Genomic DNA, 17,218 nt, shown 5'->3' on the forward strand with positions numbered 1-17,218 from the left:
TCAAAAGTGTCCTTCGACAAGCTCAGGAAGGCACTTAGAGTTTGGATACTTTTTAGACAGCCACTTTTAATTACACACATGAACAACCGAAAATTTAGTTCTCTATAAATTTTTAGTTGAAGAATAATAAATTAATATTTTAAAAAATTATGACAGCACATGAAGCTATTACGTCGCTTAAATCAAGGATGTCTACAGCTATTATTGGTCAAGACACCTTAATTGAAAGAATTATTTTAGTGCTCCTAGCCGATGGAAATATGTTGTTAGAAGGATTGCCAGGTTTAGCAAAAACACGTGCTATTAAGACTTTGGCAAAAGAGTTAAATTGTGGGTTGAGTAGGATTCAGTTTACGCCAGATTTATTGCCATCAGATATTACAGGGACCGAAATTTATCAGCCAGAACTAAAAGATAAATTTGTATTTCAACAAGGACCTATTTTTAGTAATTTAATTCTTGCAGATGAGATTAACCGTTCCCCAGCAAAGGTTCAAGCTGCCTTATTAGAAGCGATGGAAGAACGACAAGTGTCGGTTGCTGGAAAAACATATGCCATGGAACCTCTTTTTATGGTTATGGCTACACAAAACCCTGTGGAGCAGGAAGGAACGTATCCTTTACCTGAGGCGCAAATGGATCGTTTTTTAATGCATGTAACAATAGGCTATCCAGATGATGCTTCAGAATTAGCTATTTTACGCCTTAATAGAGCAGAGCAAAAACATACTAAAGAAGAGAAACATGAGCTTTTAGAGCCTAGTGTAATTTTTGATGCACGCAAAGAAATAGCAAAAGTTACTATTTCTGAAGCCATGGAAAAATATATAGTTGATATTATTTCTGCTACAAGGTATCCTTCAAACTATAATGAACAACTAGATAAGTGGTTAGATTTTGGAGCAAGTCCGAGAGGGTCTATTGCTATAGATCGCGCTTGTAGAGTGCACGCTTGGATGGAAGGGAAAGATTTTGTGTCTCCAGATGATATTCGAGCGGTAGTTCACGACTGTCTTCGTCACCGAATTATGTTAAGTTATGAGGCCAATGCCGATGCTGTTTCAGCAGATCAAGTATTAGATGAAATTTTAAAACAGGTTGCTGTAGTTGCTTAAATAATTAATGCCTAGAACCCAAATAGTCGGTTTTTTATAAGTTGTTTAGGGTAAAGAATTATTGAAAATTTTTAGCGAAAGACATAAATTATATCATTAATGTCCGAATAAAATACAAGACCGCTTCGCTGTAAGAGAAAAGAACAAAGACTAAACATTAACTATTATAAAATGAGTAGTTTAAAGAAATAACATTAATAAACTCCTCTTTTTATTCATTTTTCTTAATAGCAAGAGGGCTATTTTTAAAAACCTCTATTAACCCTTGATATATGTGGAATGCAATAAACGCTGTCTGCTTTTATCGGACAACAATAAAATTATATATAGAAATCAATGTCTAAAAAAGTAGAATATCCAGAAAATGTATTTGTATCCTTGACCGATTTGCTTAAAAAGGAGCATACCGCTCATAGCTTTACATTGCTAGCTCGAAAACATAAAGTTAACAGTATTTTATCTGGAAAACATGCCTCAAAACTTAGAGGTCGTGGTTTAGACTTTGAAGAAGTGAGCAATTATGTAAAAGGAGATGATATAAGGAATATTGATTGGAAAGTTACTGCCCGAACTCAAAAAACACATACCAGAGTTTATACAGAAGAGAAAGAAAAACCTGTCCTTATTGTAGTAGACCAATCCAAATCCATGTTCTTTGGGTCGGTACATAAAACAAAAGCTGTAGTTGCAGCAGAATTAGCGGCTGTTACTGCTTTTAGAGTATTTAAAGAAGGAGATAGAGTTGGAGGAGTAATATTTGCTGATGAAGGTTTTGATGTTGTAGCTCCGAAACGGAGTCGGAAAAATATCATTCATTTTTTAGAGAAAATTGTAAAACGGAATCATGACTTGATAGTTTCAAAGGCAGATGCTCATGACGAAACCTTAAATGCTGTAATTCCCAGAGTCCATAATATAGTAACTCATGATTATTTGGTAGTTATTATTAGCGATTTTTTAAGATATTCTCCAGCAGTTATAAAAGCAATTTCGGGGATATCAATGCATAACGATTTAATTTTGGCTAAAATTTCAGACCCTATGGAATATGCCATACCAGATACTAAGTTTGTAGCTAGTAATCAAACCCATCAAATTGTAGTAGATGGAAAAAATAAAAGTATAAAGAAAGCCTTTAAAGAAGGTTTTGAAGGCGATTTCTATGCCTTTAAAGATGAAATGAAAAAATATCAAATTCCAATTTTTAATATTGATACTGTAACAGATTTAGATCTTCAGTTAACAGAAGTATTTGGAAAAATGAATGCAAAAAGATGAAAATAATACCTACTACGATACAAGATTCTATTCCAGATAACATAAAAAATCTTCAGCTTGAAGAAATTTATGAGCCCCAGCCCGTAGGATTTACTTTTGAAACTATTGGGTGGAAACTATTGGGAGCTGTTATTTTACTTGGTTTAATAATAGCAAGTTATGTATTTATTAGAAATTACATAAAGAACGCTTATAGAAGGGAAGCAATAAAGAAACTTACTAATAATACAACGGTTTCAGAAGTACTTGTTGTTTTAAAAATGGTTGCATTACAGTCGTTTGGACGTGAAGAAGTAGGGCGTTTGTACGGAAAACCTTGGTTGGAGTTTTTAGATAAAACAGGAAAAGACGTTCGGTTTATTCCTTTGGAGACAGAAATTCAAAATTCAATTTATAAAAATATAGATGTAGACGCTCAAGTAAAACAAGAGATTTTGACAAATTCTAAAAAATGGATAAAATCACATGCCTGATAATTTTGAAATAGCATATTTGTGGATATTCTTTTTATTACCACTTCCTTTTATAGTGTATGCACTTTTTCCATCATTACGAATAAAAAGTGCGTCATTATTTTTTCCAGGGTTTAGTAATGCAATAAAATATACCCACCAAAAGCCTAAAAAATCTGCTTTTATAAAAAGGCGTAATTTTTTGGTATGGCTAGGTCTTTTTGTTTGTTGGGCTTGTTTATTAGTCGCTTTATCTTCTCCTCAAATTGTAGGAGAGCCAGAAATGAAAGTAAAAACGTCTCGTAACTTTTTAATAGCTGCGGATATTTCTTTTAGTATGGCGCAACGAGATTGGACAATTAACGGCAAGCAATCGAGAAGATGGGATGCTGTTAAAAATTTAATGCACGATTTTATAAAAAAACGAGAAGGCGACCGAATGGGGCTCATATTTTTTGGGTCGAGTTCCTATATTCAAGCACCTTTTACTCCAGATTTAGCAGTTGTAGATCAGATGTTAGAAGAAGCAGATGTAGGAATGGCTGGACAAATGACACATATAGGGAAAGCAATTACAAAGGGGGTTGGGATGTTTAAAAAAGATACCATCAAAACAAAAGTAATGTTGCTTTTAACAGATGGTGTGGATGCAGGAACAGATATTTTACCACTAGATGCAGCCGACCTTGCTCAAAAAGACACAGTTAAAATTTATACTATTGGTATTGGAGATCCGGGGGGAGCTGGAACCGATTTGGATGAGAAAACACTACAAGATATTGCTGAGCTTACCAATGGGCAATATTTTAGAGCAAAAGACGAAAAGCGCCTAGCGCAAATTTATACCGAACTTGATAAATTAGAACCAATAGCGTATGAAGAGGAGCAAAATAAACCCGTAACGCTTCTGTATATGTATCCATTAGGAGTAGCTATAGGATTATTGCTGTTTATGATGTTGGTGCTTACTATTGCAAAAGTTATTCGTCAGCTCACTCATAAAAAGGAAAGTTATGTATAAAGATTTGTTTCCTATAAACTGGAGTGATTTTCACTTTTTACGACCTCAATTTATGTGGTTGCTACTGCCTGTTGTTGTTTTAATGGTTATTAGTTTGCTATCCATGCAACAAGAATTAAAGTGGAAAAGAATAATTGCACCTCATTTAAGGCCTTATGTAATTTCTAAAGGAAGTAATGCTGTAAAAGTGTTTATGCATTTAGTGTTGTTGCTTGCATTTGCTAGTGGAATATTAGGACTTTCGGGGCCTACGTGGAAAAAAATTGAAGTGCCAGGTCAGAAATTAGAAACTCCAATGGTAGTGTTGTTAGATATCTCTCAAAGCATGATGGCCGATGATATTCAACCCAACAGATTAGAACGAGCAAAATTTAAAATAAAAGATTTAATAAAATACAATCCTAGAGCCCGAATGGCGCTCGTAGGATTTGCTGGAACTGCTCATACTATTGTACCGCTTACAAAGGATTATGAAATTATAAACAGTCATATTGAAGGGTTAAAACCTTCCACAATGCCTTTTCCAGGTTCAGATTTGGAAGCCGCTTTAATTTTAGGCGATTCTTTAACAAAGGTTACAAAAGCGCCAGGTACAATTGTTGTGTTTTCAGATGATTTTCAGGAAAAGGAAAGAGGTATCTTAAGCAATTTTGCGAAGAATTCTAAAAATAAAATTGTAATACTTCCGATGAGCACTCCTGGAGGATCCGAAATTCCTTCAGCCAGAGATAAAGGTTTCATAAAAGGAAAAGATGGTAAAACAGTTCGGTCAAGTCTAGATGCTACATTGATGGCTAGTTTGAATGAAATAGAAGGAATTACAGTTCAACAATTAACGCTGGACGATAGTGATGTGGAGTTAATTGCAAAAAACATCAGTAAAAACTTAGAGTTTACAGAGAAAAATGAAGAAAAAGATAATGATTGGCGAGATGTAGGATTATTGTTTATTATTCCAATGGCTGTATTGTTATTGTTATTGTTATGGTTTAGAAAAGGATGGGTGCTGTATTCTCTTACATTTTTGTTCTTGGTTTCGTGTAACGATGATGCTTCTATTTTTTCTGACTTATGGTATACTAAAGACTATCAAGGACAACGCTTGAGCAATAAAGGGGATTTTAAAGAAGCTGCAGATGTGTATAAAGACCCTTTGAGGAAAGGAGTTGCTTATTTTAAAGCAGGAGATTATGAAGCTGCTATTAATTCTTTTTCAAAAGATACCACCGCTATGGGGGCTTATAATTTAGGACTTTCATATTTTAAAAATGGCGATTATGCCGCCGCAGAATTGGCTTTTAATATAGCTGTTGAAAAAGATCCCTCTTTGGAAGCCGCAAAAGTAAACCGACAAAAATTGATGCAAGTTCTTCCAGAAGAAGACCAATTGTCGGTTGAAAATGCTCAGGAATCAAAAGATGAAAAGAATTCTAAGAATACTCAGAATAAGAGTCCTGAAGATTTAAGTGGAGGTGGGCAAGAAGCTAGTAAGGAGGATATGAAAAAAGAGCGTCAGGAAGAAACAGTAAATTCAAATATTCATAAAGGAAAAGAATTAGATGAAGTTCCGGATGATATTAAAGCATCAATCCCGCAGGACGATAGTAAAATTTTGATGCGTAAAGTAGACGATGATCCTACATTGTTTTTACAGCGAAAATTTAAATATCAGGTAAAAAAGTATAACATAAAACCAAAATCCAATGAAGAAGTGTGGTAGTATGTTAGTAAAGAAATTGCTTTTCTTGCTGTTTGTGGTACTTAGTTTACAAAGTTTAACTGCGCAGCAAATATGGGGAGAAGCACGTTTAAATAAATCCAGTGTATATGTAGGAGAGCCTGTACAAGTTAGTGTTACCGTATATACATCTACTTGGTTTACTAAGGGACTAGATTTAGGAAATATAAAAGTAAATGGTGCTTTTTCGGTATACTTTCGACCTGTTAGTAAATCTTTTCAGAGGAATGGGAAGAATTTTGCTGGGGTGGAGCTTATCTATAATGTTTTCCCTTTTAGTGAAGACAATGTTACATTTCCTGCTTTGGAGATTGAAGTTGAATCGCCTGCTCCTGGGGGGTATAAAGGGATAAAACATGTGGTAAAGACCTCAGAAAAATTGATTAAAGTAAAGCCAATTCCACCAAATTTTAAGCATTCGGATTGGTTAGTAGCCTCCAGTTTAACGGTTTCTGAACATTGGTCTGGAAATACAAAAAAAGCAAAAGTGGGCGATGTTTTGGAGCGTACAATTACCAGAAAGGCAGGAGGTACTGTTGCAGAATTAATTCCGCCAGCAGTATGGGATACTCTTCCAAATGTTGGTATGTACCCTGGGCGTGGAACTATAGATAACTATAAGTCTAAAACATATATAAGTGCGCAACGTACAGAGTCTGTACGCTATTTGTTTGAAAAAGAAGGGACAATAACCATTCCAGAAAAGGTATTTACATGGTACCATCCATTCCAAAAAAAGCTTTATAAAAAAACATTGAAAGCTGTAACTATTGAAGTAGCAGCAAATCCAGATTTAGGAATGTTGGATAGTGTGAGAGATTCTTTAAAACTTCAAGAGGTACAAATTTCTGAAGAAGTTTCAGAAGAGAGACCTTATACAATTTTAGGGCTCTCTGTAAAAGAATTTATTATAGCGTGTATTATTTTGATAGTAAGTTTGTTAGTTGTTTTTTTTCTACTAAAAAGAATCATTAAATACATAATTAAGCGCAGAAAAGCATATAAGAATTCAGAGTTATATTATTTTAATAAATAGAAAAGGACGGTTGGAAGTAATGATAAAACTAAGGTTATGAATGCGCTGTATCGTTGGATTGACGAAATAAATATAGAAGAGCCGAGTGCTCAATATTTGCTTCAAAAATATGATGTTAAAAACGAAGTAGATGTAGCTAATATAGACTCGTCTTTAAGTGTTCATAAATTAAAAAATATCAGAAAAAATTACTTGAATAGAAATACAATATCGCTGGATAAGAAATGGATTAATCCTTAATATTATTGATGTGGGAAGGAAATATTTAAGCAAACCCTCTTTTTGCTTGAGAGGATTTGCTTAAATGTTTTTATTTATCTGCAAGAATGACTTCTACATTATGGTTTTCAAGTTCTTTAATATGACTTTCGTCAATATTGGAGTCGGTTATAATTTTGTCGATTTTATCAAAATTAGAAATAAATGCAAGTCCGCTTCTTTTAAATTTAGAGGAATCTGCCACAACAATAACTTCATCAGAAATTTCAATCATTAATTGGTTGAGGTACGCTTCTTCCACATGATGTGTAAAAACACCTAAGTTTGGTTTGATTCCGTCAACCCCTAGAAAAAGCTTATTACAATACAGTTGTTTTAAGTTTCTTTCTGCCATTGGTCCCACCAACGACATGGAAAACTCTTTTAAATACCCCCCTGGCATAAAAACTTGTAAGTTTTTATATTGCGAAAGATTATTTACAATGTCTAGTGCGTTACTAATTACAGTTAAGTTTTGAATTTCTGCAAGGTTGTTGGAGATTTCAAATGTGGTAGTTCCAGAATCTAGAATAATACTTTCATCATCTCCAATAAGGCTTACTGCTTTTTTTCCAATCAACCTTTTTACATCAAGATTAATTTTCTTTTTTTCACTAACGGTTAAAGCAATATTACTTGTTTTAAAAGCTCCTCCATGTGCACGGATAAGAAGTTTGTTTTTTTCTAATCTATCGAGATCGTTTCTAATAGTAACTTCACTTACACCTAAAGCTTTGCTTAGGTCGTTTACGCTTACTTGACCGTACTCATCTAATTCCTTTAAAATTAAGGATCTTCTAACTGCTGTTTTTTTCACTGTAATGGTATTAATGACTTTATCAAAAATAAAAATAAACAATAAATTCTACATAAAAAAGAAATAAAAGTTAATGAAAAAGTAAATTAATATTTTCGATTCATGAAGTAAGTAAATTTAAAAAGAAATAATTCGAAATATATTTTTTGTTGATATGCTATTTTTTAAGGATTGTTTTATATTAGTAGCTTCAAGAAGTTAATATTAATTATGAATAGAAGGAACTATCTTAAAACATTTTCATTAGGAGCTATTTTACCTGCTATTGGAATGAATAGGCCATTAAATAGCAATGTTTTGAATTTTTTTGGCGGAATAAAAGAAGTCAATTTTAAAAGTAATTGGAATAATTGGTTTGATATGAAGTGGGTAGGTCCAGAATACTGGGCAAACCGGATGCAGGATTGGGTTATTGAAAATGGAAGGGCAGTATGTATAGTTTCTGGAACGGATAGGAATTTAAATTTATTAACTATCCAGAAGGGAGATAATACAGATAATTTTGAGCAAGAAGTAGAGATTGATGTATTGTCTTCTGAGATAAAAGGAAATACAAAAGCTTTTGTTGGATTTAAAATTGGAGTAAGAGGGCAGTTCAACGATTATAGATCTGCTTCAGTGTTTGGGAAAGGACTGCCAGTTGGACTAACAGGAGGCGGGGATTTTATTATTGGAGAGGAAGTTTTTAAGACAAATTTGCTTCAAATTCCAGATAGTTTGAAATTAAAGCTCAAAGCAACCTACAAAAATGGCTATTATAAGCTAAATGTAAGCGCTATAGATAGCTCCTCAATAGAAATAGCTTCCGTAGAAAGTATGGTAGAGGCTGAAAAAGTTAATGGAAATTTTTCTTTAGTAGTTCACACGCAACATAAAAAAGCAGTTAAAAATAAAACCGCTTCCTTTTCTAATTGGAAAGTAACTTCTACAGGGTTAAACTATAGTGAAGAGCAATTGTATGGTCCTATATGCTTTGCTCAGTATACTTTGCATAAAGAAAAATTGAAGTTGACAACTCAATTAACTCCTTTTGAAAAGATCCCTAATCATAAAGTAATATTGCAGTTTAAGCGAGATGGGGAATGGCAAACTGTAGAGACGCAAACAAACTCAAACCCAGGACGAGCCAATAATTTTATAATTGAACATTGGAAGGAAACGCAAGATATTCCATATAGAGTTTTGGTAGAGTTACCTCTTAGAAATCAAGTTCATCAGTATTTTTATGATGGTACTATAGCTAAAGAGCCTCTTGATAAAAACGAAGTTAAGGCAGGAGTGTTTAGTTGTAATTTTCATTATGGCTTTCCAGATCAGGATGTATGTAATAATGTTTCTTATTTAGATCCAGATATTATCTTGTTCTTAGGAGATCAATTCTATGAAGCCACAGGAGGATATGGAGTTATATATGAAGGAGACTTTGATGATTTATGTATTGAATATCTTCGGAAATGGCTACTATTTGGGTGGTCTTATCGAGAACTTTTTAGACATAAACCTTGTGCTATAATTCCAGACGATCATGATGTATATCATGGAAATGTATGGGGAGAAGGAGGTGCTGTAGCAGATACTTCTAAAGGTTTTGGAGCATCTTCTCAAGATTCAGGAGGCTATAAAATGTCTCCAGAATGGATCAATATGATTCAATTTACACAAACTAGTCATTTACCAGACCCTTATGATGCCCGCCCTGTAAAACAAGTAATAGGCGTGTATTATACCCAATGGAAATATGCAGGATTGAGTTTTGCAATTTTAGAAGATAGAAAGTTTAAATCGGCTCCCATGCATGTTTTGCCAAAAGAGGCTGACATTTGGAATGGATGGATTCAGAATGAGAATTTTGATATCAAGAAGTATAAAGATTTGGATGCTGAACTTTTAGGGAAACGTCAAGAGGATTTTCTTGAAGAATGGGTGCAAGATTGGAATGATGATACGCAAATAAAAGTAGTTTTATCTCAAACCAATTTGGCTACTGTAGCAACACTTCCGAAAGAAGCGAGAACAGATGCTGTTGTTCCTGAACTTAAAATTCCGCAAAAAGAAGAATATATTTTAGGAGATGCAATGACTGCAGATATGGATTCTAATGGGTGGCCAGCTAATAAAAGAGATAAAGCGGTACGCATTATTAGAAAAGCTTTTGCTTTTCATATTGCTGGAGATCAACATATGGCGAGTTTTGTTAAATACGGATTGGAAGAATTTGGAGACAGTGGTTATGCGTTTGCAGGGCCTGCATTAAATAATATTTGGCCAAGAAGATTTTGGCCGCCAATAGAAAATGTTAAAGACCATACCTATAAGAAGCCAGCTTTTTTAGGAAATCATATTGATGGTTTTGGGAATAAAATGTCCGTGCTAGGAGCTGGAAATCCATATCAAACAGATTTAAAACCAGCAGTTTTATACAATAGAGCTACTGGTTATGGAATGGTAACTTTTAATAAAAAAGAGCGAAGTATTAAAACGGAATGTTGGCCAAGATTTGTTGACGTTAGAGTAAATAGAGAAGAACAATATCCAGGATGGCCAATAACAATTAATCAATACGACTGCTATGCTAAAGAAAAGGAGTATTTGTTGCCAGAGTTAATTGTAGAATCTGAGAAAGAGATTCCGTTAGTAAAGTTGTATGATGCAGATGAATTGATATATGCCTATAAACCAAATTCTAATACGTTTCAATTAAAGACTTTTAAAGAAGGAGTACATAAGGTGATTTTGTATTTTGAAAAAGAAGATAAAACAGAAGAACATTTATTAACAGCATTAGTAATCAATAAAACATCGGTTAAAATATAATAGAAAGTTATAATTGGCTCTAGAGTATAGAATAAATGTTTTTTGTTACTGAATATTTTTAATTAAAATCTTAAAATTTATTTTTTATTTTCATGTTAGAAAGTAATTTTCTATATTGTCGAAGCAAAATGAAAATAAATTATTTACTTATAGCTTCATTTTAATAAAAAAGCATTAAGTTCTTCAAAAAAGTAGAGTGATATTATAAAAAACCTAAATTATGAATTCAAGAAGAGATTTTATAAGAAAATCAGCTGTTGTAGGCGCAGGTATTTCTCTTGCTCCAAACCTATCTTTTGGATACGCTTCTAGCAAAAACGAAAAATTAAAATTAGCATTTATCGGGGTTGGACTTCGAGGGACTAATCATTTAAATAATGCATTATTAAGAGACGATGTTGAAGTGGTTGCTATTTGTGATGTAGATCCAAATAGAATAGATATTGCAACAAAAAAAATTACTGAAGCTGGACAGAAGAAACCACAAGTGTTTGGAAAAGATGATTACGATTATCGTAACATGCTTCAATTGGAGAGCATAGATGCTGTAATAATTGCTACGCCTTGGCTTTGGCATACTAAAATGGCGGTAGATTCTATGAAAGCTGGTAAGTATACAGGACTTGAAGTCTCTGCGGCGCAAACCATTGAAGAATGTTGGGATTTAGTTAATACTTCGGAAGAAACAGGGTCTCACTTAATGATTCTTGAAAATGTAAATTACCGTCGTGATGTTTTGGCGGTATTAAATATGGTAAAACAGAATGTTTTTGGAGAGCTTTTACATTTTAGATGCGGTTATCAGCATGATTTAAGAGCTGTAAAATTTAATAACGGAAAGCAACCATATGGTGGCGGTGTAGAGTTTGGAGAGAAGGCTCTTTCTGAAGCAAAATGGAGGACACAACATTCGGTTTCCAGAAATGGAGATACCTATCCAACACATGGTGTTGGACCTATTGCTGCAATGACAGATATTAATAGAGGGAATAGATTTGTTTCTTTAACTTCTCATGCAACCAAAGCAAGAGGTTTAAATAGATATATAGTTAATGAAGGGGGCACAGATCATCCTAATGCTAGTGTAAAATTTAAGCAAGGAGATATTATTACTTCAACAGTAGAAACTGCTAATGGAGAGACAATTATAATAACTCACGATACTAATTCTCCAAGACCTTATTCTTTAGGATTTAGAGTACAAGGTGTAAATGGTTTGTGGGAAGTAGATGGAAATAGAATTTATATAGAAGGGAAATCTGAGCCGCATAAATGGGATGAGGCAGATGCATGGTTAGAGAAATACGACCATCCAATCTGGAAAAAATATGGTAAAATAGCAACAGGAGCAGGACATGGCGGAATGGATTATTTTGTAATGAAAGCTTTTGTGGAATCTGCAATAGATAATATTGCGCCGCCAATGGATGCGTATGATGCAGCTGCTTGGAGTGCTATTACACCACTTTCTGAGGCTTCTATTGCAAATAATGGAGAGCCTCAAGATTTTCCAGATTTTACAAGAGGGCAATGGATTGCAAGAAAACCTTTTGATTGGATGAAAGAGGAATATAGGTACTAATTTATTGATTATTTTTTGTTAGAAGTTTATTGTGCAGTTAGCTTAAAAAAAGCGAATGATTAATCATCATTCGCTTTTTTATTTGTCAGAAAAATATTGAATATTTTTCTGACAATCAATCTTCTAAATCCTTTTAAGACTCTATGTTTTTATGAAATTTAATATAACTCCTTCTAGCTTTAAAAGCGATATCATTTCTCTATTTTAGTTTTTTTTCTTCGTTTGCTTAAACAATAAATTGCATGTTTATTCGGACATTAATGTTTTAATGGCTAAGACCTCCAATATTTTTTTAAAAATCATGGTGTTTTCATAAATACCTGTAAACTTATCTGCTTGTGGACCATAAGCAAACAAAGGAACCATAATTCCAGTATGGTCTACAGTTAGAAAATCTGCTTGCACCGTACCTTCTATATTACCTCCAACAATTCCTAATCCAGAAGTTTCATGATCCGCAGTAATTAATACTAATGTGTTTTTATTAGCATCTGCAAATCGTAATGCTTCTGCTATTGCCTGATCAAAATCAAGCATTTCTTCTATAATTCCTTTGATGTTATTGGAGTGTCCTCCATTATCAATCTGAGCTCCTTCAGCCATTAAAAAAAATGGTTTTTCTTTGCTATCTAATACTTTTAGTGCCTTTTTTAGCGCTGTAGGAAAAGTATTCTCTCTTCCTTTACTCATTGTAGGCGCTTTTTCTTCACCTATATAAATAGCTGTTTGTCCATCGAAATCTGAAAAAGTCTCTAATCTTTCAGTTTTAAATTCCTTCTCTATATTTTTTTCCTGACTTCTTCCTCCAGCTATAAAAAAATCTAGTTTACTACCTTTTAAATCAGTAACAAGCCCTTTGGTGTCGTCTCTTTCTGTTCGGTGCGCAAAGAAAGATGAGGGGGTAGCTCCATAAATAGCATCTGTAGAAACTATAGCGGTATTAAAATTAGAAGCCTTGGTAATGTTTATTAAATTATTCAATTTTTTTCCTTCTGAATCTACTCCTATAGCACGATTATTAGTTTTAACCCCTGTAGCCATAGCTGTTGCACCTGCAGCAGAATCGGTTATTAAGTTATCTTCTGAAGCTGTTTTTATCAAACCTATGTTTTTAATTTTAGTAACTGTAAGCTCCCCACGATTGGCAATCATGGTTGCCGATATTTGCGCAAGTCCGTTTCCATCTCCTATCATTAAAATGATGTTTTGAGGCTGTTGATCTTCATCATAATCATATTTAGGCTGATAGGTTTTAACTTTGTTGGCTAAATGGTATGTATTCTTTTCAATAGCTTTTATATATTGATTAGCAAGTGCAGGTTTATCTGTATTGATATAATTTACTCCAAGATTAGATAACCGCAACCAAGCTGTTTTGGTATCTGGCGTAGCCCAAAAACGAATCGGTTTAGAGATATTATGTGCTTTTTCAATAACGTTTTTTACCTGTTTTGCTTCCGAAGCAACCATTCTTCCATAACCATTCCATACCGAATAATCTTTATAATTAGCGCTTATTAAGGCTACTTTACTTAAATCTATTTCCTCTAAATTATTTAAGTTTTGATGGTCAAACATTATATAGTCAGGGTACTTAATGTAGTCCTCTGACTTTGGTTTGTTGCCCGAAATAACAAAACGAATTTTATTAGATTTTAAAAGGGCTGGATACTCCTTGAGTACGTCAACTAATTTATTGATGGTTGTATAAGCCTCCGATTTAAAATCTATAAGTAGCTGTAATTCTCTTAATTCTCCCGATAGTAACAAAGCATTTAATCTATCTAAATAGACCGACTCAAGCGTTGCACTTTCCGAAATTTCATCTTCGCTATGAGTTACAAAAAGCGTTTGATCTTTCAGAAAAACATCAACTTCAATGGAGGTAGCTCCATTACTGTATGCATACCAAAAGGGAAGTTCTTGTTTATAATCGTTATGAGAATGTACTAGATATTGCTCCTGAGCATTTAAGGAAAAGTGAAATAATAGGCAGATAATTGTTAATCTTATCATTTTATTCATAGCTATTTCTTTTTATTTATTGCTTGAAACATTTTATGATAAATTTCATTATTCTGATAAATTCCTTGAAAATTTTCTGCTCCAATGCCTTTAGCAAAAACTGGAATTAATTGTCCCGTATGTTGATCGGTATTAAAGGAAACTGCTACCTTTTCTGGATTTTCTACTTTTTTTCCATTAGCACCTACATCATAATATTTTCCTACACTAGCTCCACCAGTTTCATGGTCGGCTGTTACCACTAATAACGTATTTGGATTTTCTTTTATATAGTTTAATACAATCCCCAATGTTTTGTCAAAATCCAATACTTCTTGAACCATCATATCAGCATCTTTAGCATGACCTCCCCAGTCTATAAAAGAACCTTCTACCATTAAAAAAAATGGTTGTTTTTTAGCGTCAAAATAATCCAAAGATAATTTTGTAGCTTCTTGAAGAAAACCTTCTCTTCCTTGCGTTTTAGATGGGAAAGCATCGGCAGCTAACAGATATCCATTTTTTTTATCAGCATTAAAAGAGATTAGGTTTACAGAATCCATCTGAAAACCATTTTGCTGCATTTCTTGATACAAATTTTTTCCATCTTTTCGTTTGGTGAAAAAATCCAATCCTCCACCAGCAAAAAAATCAACCTTCCCTTTGGTCATTTGTTCTGCTATTTCCTCATGCATATCTCGATCTTTTACATGCGCATAAAAGCTAGCTGGAGTAGCATGGGTAATAGATGTTAAACTAATTAAGCCAGTTTGATAGTTTTCCTCTTTTAATTGTTCCAAAATTGTAGGAACAGCAACAGTATCTTTAGAAACTCCAATAGCTCTATTGTAGGTGCGTTCTCCTGTTGCAAATGCAGTAGCTCCAGCGGCAGAATCTGTAATAGTATGACTTGTACTTGAAGTCTTCATTAAGCCGATTTCCGAAAATTGTTCAAAATTAGGAGTACTTTCACCAAAGTAAAAAGCTGTAGATATTTGAGAAATCCCCATTCCATCGCCTACCATTAGTATGATATTAGGAGTTTGAGCTATTTCGTTACCTACTTTTTCTTTTTCAACTTCTTTTTTATTTTCTTTTGTTGCACAACCAATAGTGTTTAAAGACACTAGTAGAAGTACTATTGTTTGAATTGAAAATTTCATATTTTTTAATTGATTTAAAATGAATGAGAACAACAAGCTATTAATACAACTTGTTGCTCTCATAAAATAGATTAATTCCCCAGAGCCTGCCCTAAGTTTACCGAAGGGCTCTACATCCAAATGGATTAAATTATTTTCTTTTGAATACCTCTTGAACTTGCCCTGAGGTAATTGATTTATTATTTTTAGTATCCTGCATTTTGCTCTATGTATCCAGAAATATTGGAAGCTCCATCAATAGCATCTTGCGGGATAGGAAAGAGACGGTGGTGAACATCGCTACTTGTTTTTTCTGTCCAAGCATCTTCATAATGACCAAAACGAATTTGGTCTCCACGTCTAAAGCCTTCCCAGTATAATTCAAATCCACGCTCTCTATATAACGATTCCAAATCTATAGCTGCTAGAGCTGCTGGAATAGGTGCACGTGCCGTTCTAGAGGTTCTTACCTTGTTTACATCTGCCAAAGCCCCTGCATTATCTCCTAATCTTAATTTTGCTTCTGCTCTCATTAAATATATCTCCGCATAACGCATTAAAACAAGGTCTACACTGCTGTAATTGTTTCCGTTTGGAGACGTGTGACTAAACTGATATTTTGAGGCTCTATATCCTGCTGCATGCAAACGCCCTTGGTTGGAAAAATCAACTTTTAAGGTATGGTTTACATAGGCAACATCCTTATCTGGTCCATTTCCTTTTGTTTGTTTAACTGGATATATTCTGTAACCTCCATCACACGTATAAAAAGACCCATTATCATCTTTTCTTGGTCCCCAAATTACGCCACGAATAATTCCTCTATCGATTTCAAAATCTTCGGCTGCCATACAATAATAATGAGCTTCATCATTTAAAGGAGATAAGCCAGTTAAATCTTGAAGTGCTACAGGAATATCTTGATTTTTCTTATAAAACCTAGCATCTGCCTCTGCTGGATCTACATTTCCGTAGGCATCTACCCAAGTTTGGTAAAAATCTGAGGTAATTGCTGGACCATCTGTACCATCGGCACTTGGATGCTCTGGTCTAGGAAACCAAGATCCTGCAAGCGACCAATATGCCCAACGGCTATGTTCATTGTTTAAAACACCACGTTGGTCTAATGCAAATATTAGTTCAGGGTTATCATGATTGTCATCATTAAATAAATCAAAATATTCTGGTGAAAAAGAGAATTTTCCAGAGTTAATAATATTATCTGTATACTGAACAACCATTTTCATATCTTCTTGCGAAAATTGTGGAGTTCCGTAAGGATCTCTATACACCGCAGCATTAAGATATAACCTAGCTAAAAGTCCCCAAACAGCGGCTTGAGACATTCTCCCAGGCGCTTTATTTGTATTAATAATGTCTACTACTGAAATTAATTCACTTTCGATATAGTTTATAGCTTCTTGTCCTCGTAAAATTTCAGAAAGCTCTTCTGAAGTTTCTTTTTTAAAAGCAATTCCCCAGCTATCTAATGTTAACATGTTTAAGTAAGCTCGAAGCGCAATCATTTCATGCAAGGCTCCTTCGGCTTCTGCATCTCCAGCTTCTGCCAAAGGTTTTAAAACTTCAATTGCCGATAGGGTTCTAGAGATATTTTTGGTAACTTCATTCCAAGAACTTCCTACTAAATCGTTACTTGGAGAAATATCATGCGTATGCGCATCTAAAAATTTACCGTTGTCATACCAATCTGTTCCGCCTCGATATGGCAATATAGCTTCATCAGAAGGAATTAATTGTAGTCCGTAATAATTTGTATGCCTCCAAGTCCATGCTATTTGTCCATAAGCAGGTGCTATTGCACCACTTACAGCTTCTGCTTGTCCGCTTCCGTCTAAAGACTCGTCTATAACTTCTTCGTTAAGGTCGGTACAACTTATATTTGAAAATAAGCTGATTCCGAAAAGTGCTATTATAATTCTATTCTTCATTTTCAAGTATTT

Annotated in this window: 13 protein-coding genes; 9 read left to right on the forward strand and 4 right to left on the reverse strand. The window is 34.0% G+C overall.

Going from position 1 to position 17,218, the window contains the following annotated elements; translation table 11 throughout:
• The first annotated feature begins 149 nt into the window (after positions 1 to 149).
• The 7 genes from AC13CQ_RS02430 to AC13CQ_RS02460 all read left to right on the forward strand — a co-directional run bounded on the left by AC13CQ_RS02430 (position 150) and on the right by AC13CQ_RS02460 (position 6,880).
• A complete protein-coding gene (locus AC13CQ_RS02430; RefSeq protein WP_474506745.1) occupies positions 150 to 1,115 on the forward strand; it encodes an AAA family ATPase in 966 nt (321 codons plus the stop codon).
• A 336-nt stretch (positions 1,116 to 1,451) separates the two neighbouring features.
• On the forward strand, positions 1,452 to 2,393 hold the full coding sequence (locus AC13CQ_RS02435) for a DUF58 domain-containing protein (protein WP_474506744.1): 942 nt from the start codon (positions 1,452 to 1,454) through the stop codon (positions 2,391 to 2,393).
• Positions 2,390 to 2,866, forward strand: a complete 477-nt coding sequence (locus tag AC13CQ_RS02440) for a DUF4381 domain-containing protein (protein WP_474506743.1) — start codon at positions 2,390 to 2,392, stop codon at positions 2,864 to 2,866. The genes AC13CQ_RS02435 and AC13CQ_RS02440 overlap by 4 nt, the downstream gene beginning before the upstream one ends.
• Positions 2,859 to 3,866, forward strand: coding sequence for a VWA domain-containing protein (locus tag AC13CQ_RS02445; RefSeq protein WP_337901976.1), 1,008 nt, complete (start codon positions 2,859 to 2,861; stop codon positions 3,864 to 3,866). The genes AC13CQ_RS02440 and AC13CQ_RS02445 overlap by 8 nt, the downstream gene beginning before the upstream one ends.
• The gene (locus AC13CQ_RS02450) at positions 3,859 to 5,586 is read left to right on the forward strand and encodes a VWA domain-containing protein (RefSeq protein ID WP_474506742.1); all 1,728 of its coding nucleotides are present in this window, start codon (positions 3,859 to 3,861) and stop codon (positions 5,584 to 5,586) included. Before AC13CQ_RS02445 ends, AC13CQ_RS02450 begins: the two co-directional genes overlap by 8 nt.
• Complete coding sequence (locus AC13CQ_RS02455) at positions 5,570 to 6,640, forward strand: BatD family protein (protein ID WP_474506741.1); 1,071 nt, start codon at positions 5,570 to 5,572, stop codon at positions 6,638 to 6,640. The genes AC13CQ_RS02450 and AC13CQ_RS02455 overlap by 17 nt, the downstream gene beginning before the upstream one ends.
• Positions 6,641 to 6,676: 36 nt before the next feature.
• Complete coding sequence (locus AC13CQ_RS02460) at positions 6,677 to 6,880, forward strand: hypothetical protein (RefSeq protein WP_474506740.1); 204 nt, start codon at positions 6,677 to 6,679, stop codon at positions 6,878 to 6,880.
• 70 nt (positions 6,881 to 6,950) lie between these two features.
• Here the strand turns inward: AC13CQ_RS02460 and agaR are convergent, their stop codons facing one another.
• Entirely contained in the window at positions 6,951 to 7,715 is a 765-nt protein-coding gene (gene agaR, locus AC13CQ_RS02465; protein ID WP_008613187.1) for a transcriptional repressor AgaR, read from the reverse strand.
• A gap of 210 nt (positions 7,716 to 7,925) precedes the next feature.
• Between agaR and AC13CQ_RS02470 the strand changes: the two genes are divergently transcribed.
• Positions 7,926 to 10,529 (forward strand): alkaline phosphatase D family protein, encoded by a 2,604-nt coding sequence (locus AC13CQ_RS02470; RefSeq protein WP_474506739.1) that lies wholly within the window; start codon positions 7,926 to 7,928, stop codon positions 10,527 to 10,529.
• Between the two features lie 220 nt (positions 10,530 to 10,749).
• Entirely contained in the window at positions 10,750 to 12,111 is a 1,362-nt protein-coding gene (locus AC13CQ_RS02475) for a Gfo/Idh/MocA family protein (RefSeq protein ID WP_474506738.1), read from the forward strand.
• Positions 12,112 to 12,357: 246 nt separating this feature from the next.
• Here AC13CQ_RS02475 and AC13CQ_RS02480 read toward each other — a convergent pair whose 3' ends face one another.
• The 3 genes from AC13CQ_RS02480 to AC13CQ_RS02490 form a co-directional block, all read right to left on the reverse strand.
• Positions 12,358 to 14,136: an alkaline phosphatase gene (locus AC13CQ_RS02480; RefSeq protein ID WP_474506737.1), complete on the reverse strand. Its 1,779-nt coding sequence runs from the start codon at positions 14,134 to 14,136 to the stop codon at positions 12,358 to 12,360.
• A 2-nt stretch (positions 14,137 to 14,138) separates the two neighbouring features.
• Positions 14,139 to 15,278: an alkaline phosphatase gene (locus tag AC13CQ_RS02485; RefSeq protein ID WP_040879676.1), complete on the reverse strand. Its 1,140-nt coding sequence runs from the start codon at positions 15,276 to 15,278 to the stop codon at positions 14,139 to 14,141.
• 185 nt (positions 15,279 to 15,463) lie between these two features.
• Complete coding sequence (locus tag AC13CQ_RS02490; protein ID WP_008613157.1) at positions 15,464 to 17,206, reverse strand: RagB/SusD family nutrient uptake outer membrane protein; 1,743 nt, start codon at positions 17,204 to 17,206, stop codon at positions 15,464 to 15,466.
• Between the last annotated feature and the right edge of the window lie 12 nt (positions 17,207 to 17,218).

This window comes from Galbibacter sp. L-19, from assembly GCF_056857615.1.